Below are 16,604 nucleotides of genomic sequence, written 5' to 3'. Positions count from 1 at the left end.
TCAAGTCAGGAAGTGCCAGAGCAGCAACGTACCCACTAACCCAACCACCGAAACGATCGTCTGCAACACCGACCACACCCAGATCGTCTGTTTCAACTGCAAGCCAAAGTACTCACGCACCATCCAGAACCCGGCATCGTTGACGTGGCAGAAAAACACCGAGCCAGCGCCAATCGCCAGGGCGACCAGTGAGCTTTGCGTTGCCGCCAACCCGGCCATCATTGGCGCGAGGATGCCCGCTGTCGTGGTGGTGGCGACAGTGGCCGAGCCGGTGGCTTGGCGCAGGGCCACGGCGATCAACCAGGCAAGCAACAGGTAGGGCATGTGTGCGCCTTCGGCGACCTTGCTGATGGTCTGGCTGACACCGGCGTCCAGCAGGGTTTGCTTGAGGCCGCCACCGGCGCCGATAGTCAGCAGCAATACGGCGATGGGGGCGAGGGCTTTGCGCAATGTATTGCCGACGTCGGCGCGTGGCATGCCTGCGGCCCAGCCCAGGCATATCACGGCGGCGATGACCGCCAAACCGAGGGCGATCAGCGGTTCACCGAGGAACTTCAAGGTCAGGCCGAGGGGGCTTTCTGGCGCCAGCGCGACTTTGGCCAGCGTGCTGCCGAGCATCAGTATCACCGGCAACAGAATGATCAGCAACGACACCCCAAAGCTCGGCTGGCGCGGAGCCTTGGGCGGTGCGCTGAACAACGCGCCGATTTCGGCCGGCTCATCCACATGCAGGCGCTTGGACAGCCAGTTGCCGTAGAGCGGCCCGGCCAGGATCACTGCCGGCACCGCCAGGCAAAAGCCCAGCAACATGGTCAGGCCCAAGTCGGCGTGCAACGCGCCCACGGCAATCAGCGGCCCCGGATGTGGCGGCATCAGGGCGTGCAGGGTGGTCATGCCCGCCAGCGCCGGGATGGCGATTTTCAGCAGCGGCTGGTTCGACCGCTTAGCCATCACAAAGATGATCGGCACCATCATCACCAGGCCCACTTCAAAGAACAGCGGCAGGCCGATCACCATGGCGACCAGCGCCATCACCCACGGCAATGACTTGCCCTTGCCCAGCCCGAGCAAAGTGGTGGCGATTCGGTCGGCCGCGCCAGATTCGGCCATCAGCGCGCCGAGCATCGCGCCCAGGGCAATGATGATCCCGGCTTCACCGAGAATCGCTCCAGCACCTTTGCTGAAGGCCTTCGCCACTTCTTCCGGTGGCAGGCCGGCGCCCACGCCGGCGATAAAGGTGCCAATCAGAATCGACAGGAAGGGCGGCAATTTGGTCGCGCTGATCAGCACGATGATGCTGGCGATGGCCAGCAGGACGCAGAGCATGAGACGGGTGTCGTGAACCATCCACGCGGCAGTCGATAAACCCAAGACAGGACTCCTTATCGTGCAGGTTGGCTAATATGTTTCTTTTTGTTTCAGAGCGAAAAGCATACCTGATAGAAACTGCCCAGGGCGCCCATGGGCGATTTTGGTGCGCCCAAAGCTAACGACGCGCTGGCGGATAGATGACAATTCTGCAAACCATGCCAGTGGATCTGGCCTATAGCTCTATGATCCGCCGCACCCCAACCCTCGAGGACATTCCATGAGCGCAGGACACAGCCACGCCCAAGTACGCGCCGGCCACGAACGCAAGTTATGGATCGCCCTGGGGCTGACCGGCAGCTTCATGATTGCCGAAGTCATCGGCGCTTTTGTCACCGGCAGCCTGGCGCTGTTGTCTGACGCTGCGCACATGATGACCGACGCCCTGGCGCTGGCGATTTCCCTGGTGGCGATCCAGGTCGCCAAGCGCCCGGCGGATCGCAAGCGCACTTTCGGCTATGCGCGGTTCGAGATTCTCGCGGCGGCCTTCAATGCACTGCTGCTGTTCGCGGTGGCGTTCTACATCTTGTACGAGGCTTACCAGCGGCTGCAGGCGCCCGCCGCGATCCAGTCCACCGGCATGCTGGTCATTGCAGTGTTGGGGCTGATCGTCAACCTGATCTCCATGCGCCTGCTCAGCGCGGCCAGCGGCGAGAGCCTCAACGTCAAGGGCGCTTACCTGGAGGTCTGGAGCGACATGCTCGGCTCCATCGGCGTGATCATTGCGGCAGTGGTGATCATGTTCACTGGCTGGGGTTGGGTCGATTCCGTGGTCGCGGCCGCCATTGGTTTCTGGGTGGTGCCGCGCACCTGGGCACTGCTCAAGGCGAGCATGAACATACTGCTGCAAGGTGTGCCGGAGGGTGTCGATATCGAGCAGGTGGAGCAGGGCATCCGCAGTGTGCCCGGGGTCAAGGACGTGCACGACCTGCACATCTGGGCCCTCACCAGCGGTAAGAACGTGCTGAGTACGCATTTGGTCGCGGATGCCTCCCAGGGCAGCGAGCAAGAGATCCTCAGTCGAGTGACGGAGTTGCTGCACGAACAATTCGATATTGCCCACGCCACGATCCAGGTCGAAGGCGAGGGTTTCCAGCATGACGACCACGACGAAGTGCATGCCTGAGCCTGGCTAACGGATTTGTAATCTTCCACCCACGGCCCTGATAAGTACCGAAAGCTACATTGCCCCTCGCTGGGAAACCTCAGCGACTTCATGGGCGTGGAACTCTCGTTATGGCAATTTCCGTTAGAACACTGTTAGGGGCGGCGGCGTTGTGGCTAGGCGCAAATGCCGTCCAGGCACAGACCCTCACCCTCGATGCAGCCTTGCAAACCGCCTTCGCCAACAACCCGGACCTGGCGGCCGCACAGTGGGAAATCGATATCGCCCAAAGCGGCCGCCAGCAGGCCGGCTTGATTCCCAACCCGGTGGCCTCCTGGGACGCCGAAGACACCCGCCGCAACAGTCGCATCACCAGCATCAAACTCAGCCAGACCCTGGAGCTGGGCGGCAAGCGCGGTGCGCGCATCGAGCTGGCCACCCGCGCCCAGGATGCCGCCGCATTGACCCTGGAGCAGCGCCGTAACCTGTTGCGCGCCGAGGTCATCGACAGCTATTACGGCGCCCTGCGCGCCCAGGAACGCCTCGACCTGGCGCAACGTTCAATGGCCCTGGCCGAACGCGGTCTGGTGGTCGCCAACGGGCGTGTCAGCGCTGGCAAATCGTCACCAGTGGAGGCCACCCGTGCCCAGGTGCAGCTGTCGGAAATTCGCCTGGAGTTGAATCGCGCCCGGATTGGCCTGAGTGACGCCTACCGGCGCCTGGCCGCCAGCACCGGCAGTGCTGCCACCGACTTCGAAGCGGTCGCCACACAAAACACCTCCGCACCGGCGTTACCTGCCGCCGCACAATTGTTGGCGCGCCTTGAGCAGACCGCTGAGCTGCGCCTGGCCGAACTGAATATTGTGCAGAACGAAGCCAGCGTGGGCCTGGAAAAAGCCCAGCGCATTCCGGACCTGGATGTGTCCATCGGCAGCCAATACGACGCCAGCGTGCGCGAGCGGGTCAACCTGTTGGGCGTGTCGATGCCGATCCCGTTGTTCAACCGCAACCAGGGCAACATCCTCGCTGCCAGCCGCCGCACCGACCAGGCCCGCGACCTGCGCAACGCCACCGAGCTGCGCCTGCGCACCGAGACCCGTCAGGCCCTGGACCTGTGGCAAACGGCGAATACCGAGGTGCGTGCATTCAACCAGCAGATCCTGCCCGCCGCACAAAGCGCGGTCGACAGCGCCACCCGTGGTTTCGAGATGGGCAAGTTCAACTTCCTCGACGTGCTCGACGCCCAGCGCACCTTGATCGCGGCCCGCACCCAATACCTCACCGCGACTGCCCAGGCCACCGACGCCTGGGTACGCATCGAACGCATTTACGGCGACCTCGCCCGGCTTTGAATTTTCCTGGAGTCATCCTGATGAGTAAAAAACATGGCATGGCGTTCGCCGTCGCCTTGGGCCTGATGCTATCGGGCTTCGCACACGCCGAGGAAGAAGGAATGCTCGAACTCACCGAGCAGCAGATCCAAGCTGCCGGAATTCAACTGGCCCAGGCTCAACCGCGCTCGATCAGCACCGTGCTGACGCTGCCGGGCGAGGTGCGCTTCGATGAAGACCGCACCTCTCACATCGTGCCCCGCGCGGCCGGTGTGGTGGAGGCGGTGGAGGTCAATCTCGGCCAGTCGGTGAAGAAGGGTGAGCTACTGGCGGTGATCGCCAGCCAGCAGATTTCCGACCAGCGCAGCGAGTTGGCGGCAAGCCAGCGCCGAGTCGAGCTGGCGCGCACCACCTTCCAGCGTGAGCGCCAATTGTGGCAGGACAAAATCTCCGCCGAGCAGGATTACCTGTTGGCGCGGCAAACCCTGCAAGAAGCTGAAATCGCCCTGAACAATGCCCGGCAGAAGATGACCGCCCTCAGCGGCAGCGCGGTCTTGGCCGGTGGCAATCGCTATGAACTGCGTGCGCCGTTCGCTGGGATAGTAGTGGAAAAGCATCTGGGCGTGGGCGAGGTGGTCAGTGAAACCAGCAACGCATTCACGCTCTCGGATTTGTCCCAGGTGTGGGTCACCTTCGGGGTATTTCCCAAAGACTTGAACAAAGTGCGCGTGGGCAAGCCGGTGAAAGTCAGCTCCACGGAAATGGGCACCGAAGTGCTCGGCACCGTGGCCTATGTCGGCAATTTGCTCGGTGAGCAGACACGTACCGCCACCGTCCGCGTGACGGTGCCCAACCCCGACGACGCCTGGCGCCCAGGCTTGTTCGTGGCCGTAGAGCTCGCCACCGACACCTACCAGGCCAAGGTCACCGTGCCGCAAGCCGCGATCCAGACCGTCGAGGACAAACCCTCGGTGTTCGTACGCACCGCAGATGGTTTTATCACCCGCCATCTTGAACTGGGCGTCAGTCAAAACGGCTACGTCGAAGTGCGCCAGGGCCTGGAGGCCGGCGCGCAGGTGGCGACGGTTGGCAGCTTCATCCTCAAGTCCGAACTGGGCAAAGGCTCGGCCGAACACGCCCATTGATCTGCGAGTGATTCCCCATGTTTGAGCGCCTTATTCAATTTGCCATCGAGCAGCGCATCATCGTGCTGCTGGCGGTGCTGCTGATGGCCGGTGTCGGCATCGCCAGCTATCAGAAACTGCCCATCGACGCGGTGCCTGATATCACCAACGTGCAAGTGCAGATCAACTCGGCAGCGGCGGGGTTTTCACCGCTGGAAACCGAGCAGCGCATCACCTTCCCTATCGAAACCGCCATGGCCGGCCTGCCCGGTCTGCAGCAGACGCGTTCGCTGTCGCGTTCCGGATTGTCCCAGGTAACGGTGATTTTCAAGGACGGCACCGACCTGTTCTTCGCCCGCCAACTGGTCAACGAGCGCCTGCAAGTGGCACGTGGGCAATTGCCCGATGGCATTGATACCGCGATGGGGCCGATTTCCACCGGGCTCGGGGAAATTTTCCTGTGGACCGTGGAGGCCGAGGACGGTGCGCGCAAGGACGACGGTACGCCGTATACCCCGACTGATCTACGGGTGATCCAGGACTGGATCATCAAGCCGCAACTGCGCAACGTACCGGGCGTGGCCGAGATCAATACGATCGGCGGTTTCGCCAAGGAGTACCAGATTGCGCCAGACCCCAAGCGCCTGGCCGCCTACAACCTGACGCTCAATGACCTGGTCACGGCGCTGGAGCGCAACAACGCCAACGTCGGTGCCGGTTATATCGAGCGCAGTGGCGAGCAGTTGCTGATTCGCGCACCGGGGCAAGTGGCGTCCATCGACGACATCGCCAACATCGTCATCACCACCTCGGATGGCACGCCGATCCGCGTGCGTAATGTGGCTCAGGTGGATATAGGCCGCGAACTGCGCACCGGCGCGGCCACGGAAAATGGCCGCGAGGTGGTGCTGGGCACGGTGTTCATGTTGATCGGCGAGAACAGCCGCAGCGTGTCCCAGGCGGTGGCGAAAAAACTCGAGGAGATCAACCGCTCGCTGCCCGAAGGGGTGGTGGCGGTCACCGTGTATGACCGCACCAACCTGGTAGAGAAAGCCATCGCCACGGTGAAGAAAAACCTTTTCGAAGGTGCGTTGCTGGTGGTCGCGGTGTTGTTCCTGTTCCTCGGCAATATCCGTGCGGCGCTGATCACAGCGATGGTGATTCCGCTGGCGATGCTGTTCACCTTTACCGGCATGTTCACCAACAAAGTCAGCGCCAACCTGATGAGCCTCGGCGCATTGGACTTCGGCATTATCGTCGACGGCGCGGTGGTGATCGTCGAGAACGCCATCCGCCGTCTGGCTCACGCGCAGCAGCGCCATGGCCGTTTGCTGACCCGCAGTGAACGTCTGCACGAAGTGTTTGCCGCCGCCAAGGAAGCGCGACGGGCGCTGATCTTCGGGCAGTTGATCATCATGGTGGTGTACCTGCCGATCTTTGCCCTCACAGGAGTGGCCGGCAAGATGTTCCACCCCATGGCCTTCACCGTGGTGATTGCCTTGCTCGGCGCGATGATTCTGTCGGTGACCTTCGTACCGGCGGCGATTGCGTTGTTCGTCACCGGCAAGGTCAAAGAGGAAGAAAACTGGGTCATGCGCAGCGCACGTCGGGTGTACGACCCGGTGCTCAATTGGGTGATGACGCGTCGCCCGCTGGTGTTCGGCCTGGCGCTGCTGACCATCGTCGTGTCGGGCCTGGTGGCCAGCCGCATGGGCAGCGAATTTATCCCCAGCCTGAGTGAAGGCGACTTTGCCCAGCAGGCGCTGCGTGTACCCGGCACCAGCCTGACGCAATCGGTGCAGATGCAGCAGCAATTGGAAAAAACCTTGCTGGCTGAAGTGCCGGAAATCGAGCGGGTATTTGCGCGTACCGGTACCGCGGAAATCGCTTCCGACCCGATGCCACCGAATATTTCCGACAGCTACGTGATGCTCAAACCCAAGGCCCAATGGCCCGATCCGAACAAGTCCCGCGAGGCGATCATTGCCGATATTCAGCGGGCAAGCGCGATTGTGCCTGGCAGCGCGTACGAGTTGTCGCAACCGATCCAACTGCGCTTCAACGAACTGATTTCCGGGGTGCGCAGCGATGTGGCGGTGAAGGTGTTTGGTGACGACATGGCGGTACTCAACAGCACCGCCGGGGAAATCGCCGAGACCTTGCAGAAGCTCAATGGCGCCTCGGAAGTGAAGGTGGAACAGACCTCCGGCCTGCCGGTACTGACCATCAATATCGACCGCGACAAGGCCGCGCGCTTTGGCCTGAATGTGGGTGATGTGCAGGACACCATCGCCGTCGCCGTCGGTGGGCGCCAGGCCGGTACGTTGTACGAAGGGGATCGGCGCTTCGACATGGTCGTGCGTTTGTCCGACGCGCTGCGCACGGATATCGAAGGCTTGTCACGGCTGTTGATTCCGGTGCCGACGCTGGCCAGCAACACGTCTGGGCAACTGGGCTTTATCGCCTTGTCCCAGGTCGCCAGCCTCGACCTGGTGCTGGGTCCCAACCAGATCAGCCGCGAGAACGGCAAACGTCTGGTGATCGTCAGCGCCAACGTGCGCGGGCGTGATATCGGTTCGTTTGTCGAGGAAGCCGAAGCCGCCCTCATCGCCCAGGTGAAAGTGCCCGCCGGTTACTGGACCACCTGGGGCGGGCAATTCGAGCAGTTGAAAGAAGCCTCCGATCGCCTGCGCATCGTGGTGCCGGTGGCGTTGCTGCTGGTGTTCGGCCTGCTGTTCATGATGTTCAACAACCTCAAGGATGGATTGCTGGTGTTCACCGGGATTCCGTTCGCGCTGACCGGTGGGATCATGGCGCTGTGGCTGCGGGATATTCCGCTGTCGATTTCGGCGGGGGTGGGTTTTATTGCGTTGTCGGGTGTGGCGGTGCTGAACGGCCTGGTAATGATCGCCTTTATCCGCAACCTGCGCGAAGAAGGGCGCCCGTTGGCGGTGGCGATCCACGAAGGCGCGCTGACCCGCCTGCGCCCGGTATTGATGACTGCATTGGTGGCGTCCCTCGGGTTCATCCCCATGGCACTCGCCACTGGCACCGGCGCCGAAGTGCAACGCCCGTTGGCGACGGTGGTGATTGGCGGGATTATTTCCTCGACCTTGCTGACGCTGCTGGTGTTGCCGGCGCTTTACCAGTGGGCCCATCGCCGCGAAGAAGAGGCTGCCTAAAACCTTGAACGCACCACATAGACCAATGTGGGAGGGGGCTTGCTCCCGATAGCGGAGTGTCAGCCAGCACATGCATTAGCTGACCCGCCGCCATCGGGAGCAAGCCCCCTCCCACACTGGACCTGTGTTGTTTTCAGATTCAGGGGAAACACCAGGCTAAACCGTGTGAAACGCCCCGGCTGGCTGGTGACATGAGCATGCCCCTGGTGCAAATGCATGATCGACTTGACGATCGCCAACCCCAGCCCGTTGCCACCCTCGGCGCGGGTACGGCTGCTGTCGGCGCGGTAGAAGCGTTCGAACAGGTGCGGCAGGTGGTGCGCTTCGATACCACGCCCCGGGTTGCCCACCGACAGCGACACGCCCTGGCAGTAGGTTTCCACCAACAGCAACACGGTTGAGGCCTCAGGTGTATGGCGAATGGCATTGGAGAGCAAATTGGATATGGCCCGCTGGATCATCAGCCGATCACCAGTCACCAGGGCATCGCCGCGCAGGCTCAGGGTGACCTGCTTGTCTTCGGCACTCAGGGCAAACAGCTCCATCACCCGCTGGGCTTCTTGGGCCAGGGAGACTTCGGTGAATGACGCCCGCGCTGCCGGATGGCTGACCTGGGCCAGGAACAGCATGTCGCTGACGATACGCCCCAGGCGTTCAAGCTCTTCGGTGCTCGATTCCAGCACTGCCTTGTATTCCTCGGGCGGGCGCTGGCGCGACAGGGTCAGTTGGGCCTTGCCCATCAGGTTGGTCAGCGGCGCGCGTAGTTCGTGGGCCAGGTCATCGGAGAATTGCGAGAGTTGCTGTACGCCCGCATCCAGGCGGTCGAGCATCACATTGATGCCTTGGGCCAGTTCACCCAGTTCGTGGGGCAAGTTGTCCACGGACAAACGATGGGTCAGGTCCTGGGTGGTAACTTTCGCCGCTACTTGGCTGAACTGCTTCAACGGTGCCAGGCCGCGTTGCACCAGCCACCAGGCGCCCATGCCGATCAGGATCAACAGCAGCGGCAGCGCAATCAGTGTGGCGCGCAGGTAGGCGCTGAGCAACGCCTGGTCGTCCATGCGGTCCAGGGACAGCAGCACCCGCACGCGTTCGCCGCTGGCCAGGCGCATCAGGCTGGAGGCGCTGAGCACCTGGCTGCCATAGTTGTCGGTCCAGTTCAGGTAGCCGAGGGTTTCCCGGGGCTTGAAGTCAGTGAGCAAGGGCTCCTGGGGCTTGGCACCGATGTTGAGTAACACGCTGTTATTGGGCGCGGTGCCGACGATGGTCAGGTAGAAATTGTCGTGGCCGATGACCAGGTCCAACAGCGAATGGGGGCGGGCACGGATGGCCTGGGCATCGAGCCCCAGGGCCAGGCTGTGCTGGATCTGTTCCATCTTGCTTTCCAGGTTCTTGCGCGCCAGTTTTTCCAACTCATGGGTGAGGGCCAGGTAGGCCAGGGTGGCCAGCAGCAACACCAGCCCCGCGCCCATCAGGCTGACGGTCAGGCCCAGGCGCATCGACAGGCTGCCGGTCTTCATGGACGCGCTTCCAGCACATAGCCCACGCCACGAATGGTGTGGATCAGCTTGACCTCGCTCTGGTCATCCACCTTGGCCCGCAGGCGGCTGATGGAGACTTCCACCACGTTGGTGTCGCAGTCGAAATTCATGTCCCACACCAGGGAAATAATCTGTGTGCGGGTCAGCACTTCACCGCTCTGGCGCATCAGTACGTGGAGCAGGGTGAACTCCTTGGTGGTCAGGTCGATACGCCGAGTGCCGCGATAAGCGCGATGGCGGCGCGGGTCCAGTTCGAGGTCCGACACGCGGAACACTTCCGGCTGTGGAATGTGTTCGCTGCGCCGCAACAAGGTGCGCACCCGGGCCAGCAGCTCGGGAAACTCGAAGGGCTTGACCAGGTAGTCGTCGGCGCCCATGTCCAGGCCCTTGATCTTGTCAGCCAGCCGGCCCCGGGCGGTCAGCATCATTACTCGCTGGGTGCTATTGCGCCGCAGCTCTTGCAGAACTTGCCAGCCGTCCTTGCCGGGCAGGTTGACGTCGAGAATCACCAGCTCATACGCGTGCTGCCCGGCCAAGTGCAGGCCATCGATGCCATTGGCGGCGCAGTCGACCACATAGCCGCTTTCGTTCAAGCCTTGCTGCAGGTAGTCGGCGGTCTTTTGCTCGTCCTCAACCACAAGGATACGCATGGGGGGTTACCTCTAATGTCTGGGGAGAGAAAGCGCCCATTTCCGTTTGGCAGCTGTTTTCAGGGGAGTAGGAAAAGTCTGAACGCTGAAGTAACTTCAGGGTCAACTGCGACCATCAGTCGCATAACCCTGCGGGCAAAAAAAACGCCCCAAGCGGGGCGTTAAAAACTCATCTCTTTCCAAAGGAGCTACACAAAAGCTTCAGAGATGAATGTGCTCGGTGAATAAGTTGAAGCCAGTATAGAAATTTCAACTTAACGAGAAGCTGGAGCCAATATTACAATTTTGATAGACGGCTATTTGTGAACAGATGTTAGTTAATCGCGAGCGAATGTAAGCTTACAGCGCGAGCACTGTGTATATCGGGTAGCCATTTGCTGCAGCTGCTGTGCGGCGGCACGCTGATGAAGGTTACGATTCTGCAAACTGGCGGCCTTCTAACAAATAAGTAATGTTCTGGTGAACATGCCGTCAGGGTTCGCTGGTTAATCTCGACACTGAACTTTTCAGTCGAGGAACCCGTGATGAACTTTTATAAAGTGGCCTTAGGTGTTTTAACCGCCGTCTTATCCTTGGCTGCACTGGCCGAAGGCGGAGGGGATCGAACTTTCGCCCAGATGATGGAGCGCAACGAGAAAGCCATGGCCGCCTACGCGCTCAAAAACGGCAAGCCAGTGCCTGAGGTGCAGGCCTATCGCTATGGCATGGAGTTGGACATTGCCAAGGTGGTCAACGTGACGCCGCCGGTCCGTTCGTGCAATACCGTGCCCTCGCGCATGACCTATGAGGACTCCAGCGGCAAGCTCAATACCCTGGAGTATCAGGTGATGGGTGTGTGCCGAAACACGGGCGGTTGAAGGATCAAAAAATATAGTGGGGCGGTGGGCTAAAGCGCTATTCAGAAAATGCCGGCAGCGCCGATGCAGCATTAATCGTCCCGCCCATTTGCCCATCGGTGCCCTATGTTCAATACCCGCCTGAAACAGGAGCTGGCCGCTCTTCGCGAAGACTTGTCGAGCTTGCTGCAGGTCAAGGAGAGCCTGGAGAACGAAATGCTATGCCTGACGCTGGATGCCGAGGGCCGGGTGGAGTGGGCCAATGCCAACTTCCTGCGAGAGCTGGTTTATTCGCTGGGTGAAGTTGTAGGGCGGGCGATTGAAGACTTGGTGCCGGCCCATGTGCGCCAAGACGAGTTCCAGTTGCGCTTCAAGCATGCGCTGGCGCGCGGCGTACATTTTGCCGGTGCCGTACGCCTGATGCGGGGCAATGGCAAGGAGGCGTGGCTGCGCTCGATTGTGCAGCCGGTGCGCAATTCGCAGGGGCGTCTCAAGCATTTTTCAATGTTCTCCAGCGACCTCACCCGCACCATCGAGAATTCGCGTGAACATGACAACCTGATCACCGCGCTGATGCGCTCCACGGCATTGATCGAGTTTGACCTGGACGGGCACGTGCTCACCGCCAATGACCGCTTCCTCAGCAGCATGGGTTACAGCCTGGCGCAGATCCAGGGTAAACATCACCGTATGTTCTGTGAGCCGCAGGAATACAACAGCCCCGAGTACCAGCAGTTCTGGAAACGCCTGAATGCCGGCGAGTTCGTCGCGGCACGCTTCAAGCGCGTGGACAGCCATGGCCGCCTGGTGTGGTTGGAAGCCACCTACAACCCGGTGCTGGACGCCAACGAGCGACTGTACAAAGTGGTCAAGTTCGCCACGGTGATCACCGATCAGGTCAACCGCGAGCAGGCGGTGGCCGACGCCGCCAGCATTGCCTACAGCACCTCCTTGCAAACTGATGATAGCGCCCAACGCGGCACCACCGTGGTGACCCAGGCGGTGGATGTGATGCGTGACCTGGCCCAGCACATGCAACAGGCCGGCGAAGGTATTGAGGCGCTCAACGCTCAGTCCCAAGTGATCGGCACTATCGTCAAGACCATCAGCGGCATCGCCGAACAGACCAACTTGCTGGCGCTGAACGCAGCCATCGAAGCGGCGCGTGCCGGTGAACAAGGGCGTGGCTTTGCGGTGGTGGCTGATGAGGTGCGGCAACTGGCTTCGCGCACCAGCAAAGCCACTGAAGAAATTGTCGGCGTGGTGCGCCAGAACCAGGACATGGCCCGCGACGCGGTCGCCCTGATGGCTGATGGTCGCCTGCAAGCCGAACAAGGCCTGGCCCTGGCGGCCGAGGCGGGCACGGTGATTGTGGAAATTCAGGACGGCGCGCAAAAAGTGGTGAGCGCGGTCGGGCAGTTTGCCAATCAGCTGTCGAGCTGACGGGCTGGCTCATGAGCATGTTCCAGCGCTGCACTCGGTTTTGAACCCGGCAGAGCTCAATGTGGGAGGGGGCTTGCTCCCGATGAGGGTATGTCAGTCATACATCTGTGACTGACCCACCGCCATCGGGGGCAAGCCCCCTCCCACATTGGTTTTGTAGTGTTTTCAGGTACGTGGCATGCAGTCGATAGTGCGGTTTACCACGGTCTTGGCCATTTCCAGCAAGTGCCACGCGGCATGGATTCGGGCGCGGTCGTGGGGTTGCAGGTGATCGCAACAGTCCCACACGGTGGCTGAGGCGCTGTGGATCAAGTGGGAGATATAGAGTTGGGCGTCTTCGAAGCTGAGATTTTCGTTAACGGCGAGGCAGTCCATGGGTGGGTCGGGAAGTGCTTTGGTCATGGTGTAACTCCTATTGAGCAAGGGAGCGACCACCAACGCTGCTAAACGTAAGGTGGCAGCTGTACGCGGGTTAGCAGACCGGTCAATAGGAAAACCAGCGCACCCGGAGGTGCCCCGCGCACAGCCACCATAAACGCGGATGTGGACCGTGTGCCTATTGAGTTCGGGCTGCTAAACCCGATCACTGAACTCCAGTGACGGACCGAAGACTAGCCATCGATTCCAACAGGCACAAGGCGGCGGGGATTGTCTCGGAAACTTCCTGCAATTTAAAGAGACACGGCTTGCTGGCCCTTTACAAACCATGACCAAATGCCAGCAACACCACCCTTCCCACATTTGGATCAGCGGCCGAGCATCTTTACCCAGCGCGATGGCGGCATGCCGTAGGTGCTGCGAAATTGACGGGTCATGTGGCTTTGGTCGGTGAAGCCGGCGGTCATTGCTGCATCCACCAAGGGTTGGCCCTGGGCCAACAAGTGGCGCACCAGGTCCAGCCGGCGCATGGTCAGGTAACGGTAGGGGCTGGTGCCGAACAACAAGCGAAAATCCCGCGATAGCGCCCAGCGGTCGCGGCCGGCATGGTCGGCCATTTCATCCAGGGTGATGCTGCGGCCCAGGGCGCTGTGGATAAATTCCCGAGCACGCTCGGCGGCGATGTAGTCGAAGGATTTGCGGCTGACGATGGCGCCGGACGCCATGCTCAGCGCCTGGGCCAGGTCGTACATGGCGTCCTGTTCTTGCATCGGGTCAATCGAGCACTCCAGGTTCTGCAGCAACACTTCGCTGGCGCGGTGCAGCCGCGGATCGGTGGACAAGCCGCCGGGGATGAACGGCAACGGTTTGCCGCCGAGGATCTGCTGGATCAGCGCCGGCTCCACATAAATCATCCGGTACTTGAAGCCTTCATCGCTGCCCGCGCGGCCGTCATGGAGTTCATCCGGGTGAATCACCATGGTGGTACCAGGCAGGCTGTGGGTCATGCCGCCGCGGTAATGAAAACTCTGTACGCCGAACAAGGTGCGCCCGATGGCGTAGGTGTCATGGCGATGGGGGTCGAACGCGAAGCCGGCAAAGTACGCCTCGATGCGGTCCAGGCCACTGGCGTGCGGGGCGCGGTGCAGCCAATCGAGGGTGTGGGTGGGTTTGCCCATAGTGACTTGTCACAGGAGGAGGTTGGAATACGTTAACCGAGTCTGCTGCGGTTGTCTGCCCGGGGTCTTGTACGATTGTGCAGGCGTCGGCCGAGGCCTATGATCGCAGTTCGCCTACTGCACTGGTGGAGCCTTCCATGGATTTTTTCAACCCTGCCTATGTGACGCCCTTGGTGGCGCTCGCGCTGCTGTGGACGGTCGCCGTGGTGACGCCCGGCCCCAACTTCTTCAACACGGCGCAGTTGGCCGCCAGCTGTTCGCGACGTCACGGCGTGGTGGCATCGGCGGGCGTGGCGACCGGCACGATTATCTGGGGGCTCGCGGGTGGCCTGGGCATCAAGTCGCTGTTTACTGCCGCACCCATGCTGTACCTGGCGTTCAAGATCATCGGCGGCTGCTACCTGATCTACCTTGGGCTGAAACTGTTCAAGCGCTCGGCGCCGGCATCGGTGCAGTTGCCCGACGAGCCGCGACGCTCATTGTTTTCCGCCTGGCGCTTCGGCTTGCTGGGCAATCTGTCCAACCCCAAGGCCGCGCTGTTCGTCGCTACGGCTTTTGCTTCGACCATGCCGCCGTCCCCATCGCCTGCGCTGCTGACCCTGGCGGTCATCACCATGGCGACCTTGTCGTTCAGTTGGTACACCAGCGTCGCCCTGGTGTTTTCCAGCGAGCGCATGGCCAGCCTCTACAGCCGTTCGCGCAAGTGGCTCGACCGCTTTGCCGGCAGTTGCTACCTGTTGTTCGGTGCACATCTGGTAGCGAATCGCTGACCGGCCGTGGTAAGAAGCCTTACTTTCAACAGTGAGGCCGAGTCATGAGCAAGGTGCGGGTAGGGATTATTTTTGGTGGTCGTTCGGCCGAGCATGAGGTGTCGCTGCAATCGGCGCGCAACATCGTCGATGCCCTCGACCGTTCGCGCTTCGAGCCCATCCTGATCGGGATCGACAAGGCCGGCCACTGGCACCTCAACGACACGTCGAACTTCCTGATCAACCAGGAAAACCCGGCGCTGATCGCCCTCAACCAATCCAACCGTGAATTGGCGGTAGTGCCGGGCAAGGCCAGCCAGCAGGTGGTGGAAACCTCCGGCCAGGGGCTGCTGGAGCACATCGATGTGATCTTCCCCATCGTCCACGGCACCCTTGGCGAAGACGGTTGCCTGCAAGGCTTGCTGCGCATGGCTGACTTGCCGTTTGTCGGCTCCGACGTGCTTGGCTCGGCCGTGTGCATGGACAAAGACATCAGTAAACGTTTGCTGCGTGACGCCGGTGTTGCGGTTACGCCGTTCATTACCCTTACGCGTCGAAACGCGGCTCGCACCTCTTTTGAGGCGGCTGCGAACACGCTCGGCCTACCGATGTTCGTCAAGCCCGCCAACCAGGGCTCCTCAGTGGGCGTGAGCAAAGTCGGCAACGAAGCCGAGTACTTCGCCGCGGTTGAGCTGGCGCTGGGGTTTGATGAGAAAGTGCTGGTAGAGTCTGCCGTCCAGGGCCGTGAAATCGAATGCGCCGTGCTGGGCAATGAACAACCGATTGCCAGCGGCTGCGGCGAGATCGTGGTAAGCAACGGCTTCTATTCCTACGACAGCAAATACATCGACGACCAGGCCGCCCAGGTGGTCGTGCCTGCGGCTATCAGCCATGAAGCCAGCGAGCGCATTCGCAGCCTGGCCATTGAAGCGTTTGAAGTGCTGGGTTGCGCAGGGCTGGCGCGGGTGGATGTGTTCCTGACCGATAATGGCGAAGTCTTGATCAACGAGATCAACTCACTGCCCGGTTTTACCCGCATCAGCATGTACCCCAAGCTGTGGCAGGCGGCGGGCATGAGCTACAGCGAACTGGTGAGCCGGTTGATTGAACTGGCGCTGGAGCGGCATGCGGGGCGCAAGGGGTTGAAGATCAGTCGCTGATCATAGGCCCGGGTCAGTAACGCCATCAGGCGTTACTGAGAACTTCGCGAAAAACGTCCGGCCTTATGGCCGCAATGTGTAGTAGCGAGCGCGCTGCACCAGAAGGTGCCCGACGCCCTTGCTCCCATTCTTGAAGGGTCCTTACTGACACACCCAGAAGCTCCGCAAATTTTTGTTGCGACAGCCCCGTCTTGCTTCTCGCTTCGGCAGCTTGGGTGACCTCAACGTAGTGCACTGCACCGTAATTTCCCGCTTTGACATCCTGAATGGCTGCCAGTAATTCTTCGCCGATATTGCGTTTGGCGTCACGTGCCTTCAATTTTTTCTCAGTGAGTGGCATGGTTCATTTCCTTTGCGATTTTGTACAGGACATGTGCCGGAATACTCTCAGTGGTGCCCTTGCCATAAATCAGAAGTGCTACTACTGCTCCGCACTGCAATTGAGTGGTGTAGATAATTCGTACCGATCCACTTTTGCCCCGGCCCTCCATGCTCCAGCGTATCTTTCGGCAGCCACCTGAGCGCGGAATAACGTTCCCTGAGTCAGGATGGCTGGCAA

General features: G+C 61.0%; 14 protein-coding genes and 1 pseudogene. 9 read left to right on the top strand and 6 right to left on the bottom strand.

Translation table 11 applies throughout. From position 1 onward, the window contains the following. Nucleotides 1–1,371 (bottom strand): GntT/GntP/DsdX family permease, encoded by a 1,371-nt coding sequence (locus ASD70_RS02690; protein ID WP_056845575.1) that lies wholly within the window; start codon nt 1,369–1,371, stop codon nt 1–3. Between the two features lie 217 nt (nt 1,372–1,588). Here ASD70_RS02690 and ASD70_RS02685 point away from each other — a divergent pair, with 217 nt between their 5' ends. From ASD70_RS02685 to ASD70_RS02670, 4 genes are all read left to right on the top strand, one after another. Then, nucleotides 1,589–2,494, top strand: coding sequence for a cation diffusion facilitator family transporter (locus tag ASD70_RS02685; protein ID WP_046070806.1), 906 nt, complete (start codon nt 1,589–1,591; stop codon nt 2,492–2,494). 110 nt (nt 2,495–2,604) lie between these two features. After that, a complete protein-coding gene (locus ASD70_RS02680) occupies nt 2,605–3,825 on the top strand; it encodes a TolC family protein (RefSeq protein WP_056845574.1) in 1,221 nt (406 codons plus the stop codon). A 20-nt stretch (nt 3,826–3,845) separates the two neighbouring features. Beyond that, a complete protein-coding gene (locus ASD70_RS02675; RefSeq protein ID WP_056845573.1) occupies nt 3,846–4,949 on the top strand; it encodes an efflux RND transporter periplasmic adaptor subunit in 1,104 nt (367 codons plus the stop codon). 17 nt (nt 4,950–4,966) lie between these two features. Then, nucleotides 4,967–8,110 (top strand): CusA/CzcA family heavy metal efflux RND transporter, encoded by a 3,144-nt coding sequence (locus ASD70_RS02670; protein WP_056845572.1) that lies wholly within the window; start codon nt 4,967–4,969, stop codon nt 8,108–8,110. Between the two features lie 59 nt (nt 8,111–8,169). Here the strand turns inward: ASD70_RS02670 and ASD70_RS02665 are convergent, their stop codons facing one another. Together ASD70_RS02665 and ASD70_RS02660 are read right to left on the bottom strand one after the other, a co-directional pair. Beyond that, nucleotides 8,170–9,630 carry a heavy metal sensor histidine kinase gene (locus ASD70_RS02665; RefSeq protein ID WP_046070802.1) on the bottom strand — a complete coding sequence of 487 codons (1,461 nt, stop codon included), beginning with the start codon at nt 9,628–9,630 and terminating at the stop codon, nt 8,170–8,172. Further along, on the bottom strand, nt 9,627–10,301 hold the full coding sequence (locus ASD70_RS02660) for a heavy metal response regulator transcription factor (RefSeq protein WP_043050853.1): 675 nt from the start codon (nt 10,299–10,301) through the stop codon (nt 9,627–9,629). Before ASD70_RS02660 ends, ASD70_RS02665 begins: the two co-directional genes overlap by 4 nt. Nucleotides 10,302–10,825: 524 nt before the next feature. On the opposite strand from ASD70_RS02660, the gene ASD70_RS02655 reads away from it, so the two are divergent. The 3 genes and pseudogenes from ASD70_RS02655 to ASD70_RS29885 all read left to right on the top strand — a co-directional run bounded on the left by ASD70_RS02655 (nt 10,826) and on the right by ASD70_RS29885 (nt 12,580). Beyond that, nucleotides 10,826–11,158, top strand: coding sequence for a DUF2790 domain-containing protein (locus tag ASD70_RS02655; RefSeq protein WP_056845571.1), 333 nt, complete (start codon nt 10,826–10,828; stop codon nt 11,156–11,158). Between the two features lie 105 nt (nt 11,159–11,263). Next, nucleotides 11,264–12,040 (top strand): annotated as a pseudogene (locus tag ASD70_RS29890) (PAS domain-containing protein); the annotation flags it as partial. 108 nt (nt 12,041–12,148) lie between these two features. After that, complete coding sequence (locus ASD70_RS29885) at nt 12,149–12,580, top strand: methyl-accepting chemotaxis protein (protein WP_370881249.1); 432 nt, start codon at nt 12,149–12,151, stop codon at nt 12,578–12,580. A gap of 165 nt (nt 12,581–12,745) precedes the next feature. Here ASD70_RS29885 and ASD70_RS02645 read toward each other — a convergent pair whose 3' ends face one another. Further along, on the bottom strand, nt 12,746–12,982 hold the full coding sequence (locus ASD70_RS02645; RefSeq protein WP_046070799.1) for a hypothetical protein: 237 nt from the start codon (nt 12,980–12,982) through the stop codon (nt 12,746–12,748). A 344-nt stretch (nt 12,983–13,326) separates the two neighbouring features. Next, nucleotides 13,327–14,136: an AraC family transcriptional regulator gene (locus tag ASD70_RS02640; RefSeq protein WP_046070798.1), complete on the bottom strand. Its 810-nt coding sequence runs from the start codon at nt 14,134–14,136 to the stop codon at nt 13,327–13,329. A gap of 137 nt (nt 14,137–14,273) precedes the next feature. Between ASD70_RS02640 and ASD70_RS02635 the strand changes: the two genes are divergently transcribed. Further along, the gene (locus ASD70_RS02635; protein ID WP_056845569.1) at nt 14,274–14,906 is read left to right on the top strand and encodes a LysE family translocator; all 633 of its coding nucleotides are present in this window, start codon (nt 14,274–14,276) and stop codon (nt 14,904–14,906) included. Nucleotides 14,907–14,950: 44 nt separating this feature from the next. Further along, a complete protein-coding gene (gene ddlA, locus ASD70_RS02630) occupies nt 14,951–16,045 on the top strand; it encodes a D-alanine--D-alanine ligase (protein WP_056845568.1) in 1,095 nt (364 codons plus the stop codon). Between the two features lie 25 nt (nt 16,046–16,070). Here ddlA and ASD70_RS02625 read toward each other — a convergent pair whose 3' ends face one another. Further along, complete coding sequence (locus tag ASD70_RS02625; RefSeq protein WP_046070795.1) at nt 16,071–16,385, bottom strand: helix-turn-helix domain-containing protein; 315 nt, start codon at nt 16,383–16,385, stop codon at nt 16,071–16,073. Nucleotides 16,386–16,604: the final 219 nt, after the last annotated feature.

The organism is Pseudomonas sp. Root569 (genome assembly GCF_001427465.1).
GTDB lineage: Bacteria > Pseudomonadota > Gammaproteobacteria > Pseudomonadales > Pseudomonadaceae > Aquipseudomonas > Aquipseudomonas synxantha.
This window is presented reverse-complemented; position numbering and strand designations above follow the sequence as displayed.

What these genes read in the sequence shown, in the direction of transcription:
- ASD70_RS02640 (WP_046070798.1), bottom strand. Translation starts at nt 14,136, where the DNA reads ATGGGCAAACCCACCCACACCCTCGATTGGCTGCACCGCGCCCCGCAC.
- ASD70_RS02670 (WP_056845572.1), top strand. Translation starts at nt 4,967, where the DNA reads ATGTTTGAGCGCCTTATTCAATTTGCCATCGAGCAGCGCATCATCGTG.
- ASD70_RS02645 (WP_046070799.1), bottom strand. Translation starts at nt 12,982, where the DNA reads ATGACCAAAGCACTTCCCGACCCACCCATGGACTGCCTCGCCGTTAAC.
- ASD70_RS02625 (WP_046070795.1), bottom strand. Translation starts at nt 16,385, where the DNA reads ATGCCACTCACTGAGAAAAAATTGAAGGCACGTGACGCCAAACGCAAT.
- ASD70_RS02635 (WP_056845569.1), top strand. Translation starts at nt 14,274, where the DNA reads ATGGATTTTTTCAACCCTGCCTATGTGACGCCCTTGGTGGCGCTCGCG.
- ASD70_RS02675 (WP_056845573.1), top strand. Translation starts at nt 3,846, where the DNA reads ATGAGTAAAAAACATGGCATGGCGTTCGCCGTCGCCTTGGGCCTGATG.
- ASD70_RS02660 (WP_043050853.1), bottom strand. Translation starts at nt 10,301, where the DNA reads ATGCGTATCCTTGTGGTTGAGGACGAGCAAAAGACCGCCGACTACCTG.
- ASD70_RS02655 (WP_056845571.1), top strand. Translation starts at nt 10,826, where the DNA reads ATGAACTTTTATAAAGTGGCCTTAGGTGTTTTAACCGCCGTCTTATCC.
- ASD70_RS02680 (WP_056845574.1), top strand. Translation starts at nt 2,605, where the DNA reads ATGGCAATTTCCGTTAGAACACTGTTAGGGGCGGCGGCGTTGTGGCTA.
- ASD70_RS29885 (WP_370881249.1), top strand. Translation starts at nt 12,149, where the DNA reads ATGCGTGACCTGGCCCAGCACATGCAACAGGCCGGCGAAGGTATTGAG.
- ddlA (WP_056845568.1), top strand. Translation starts at nt 14,951, where the DNA reads ATGAGCAAGGTGCGGGTAGGGATTATTTTTGGTGGTCGTTCGGCCGAG.
- ASD70_RS02665 (WP_046070802.1), bottom strand. Translation starts at nt 9,630, where the DNA reads ATGAAGACCGGCAGCCTGTCGATGCGCCTGGGCCTGACCGTCAGCCTG.
- ASD70_RS02685 (WP_046070806.1), top strand. Translation starts at nt 1,589, where the DNA reads ATGAGCGCAGGACACAGCCACGCCCAAGTACGCGCCGGCCACGAACGC.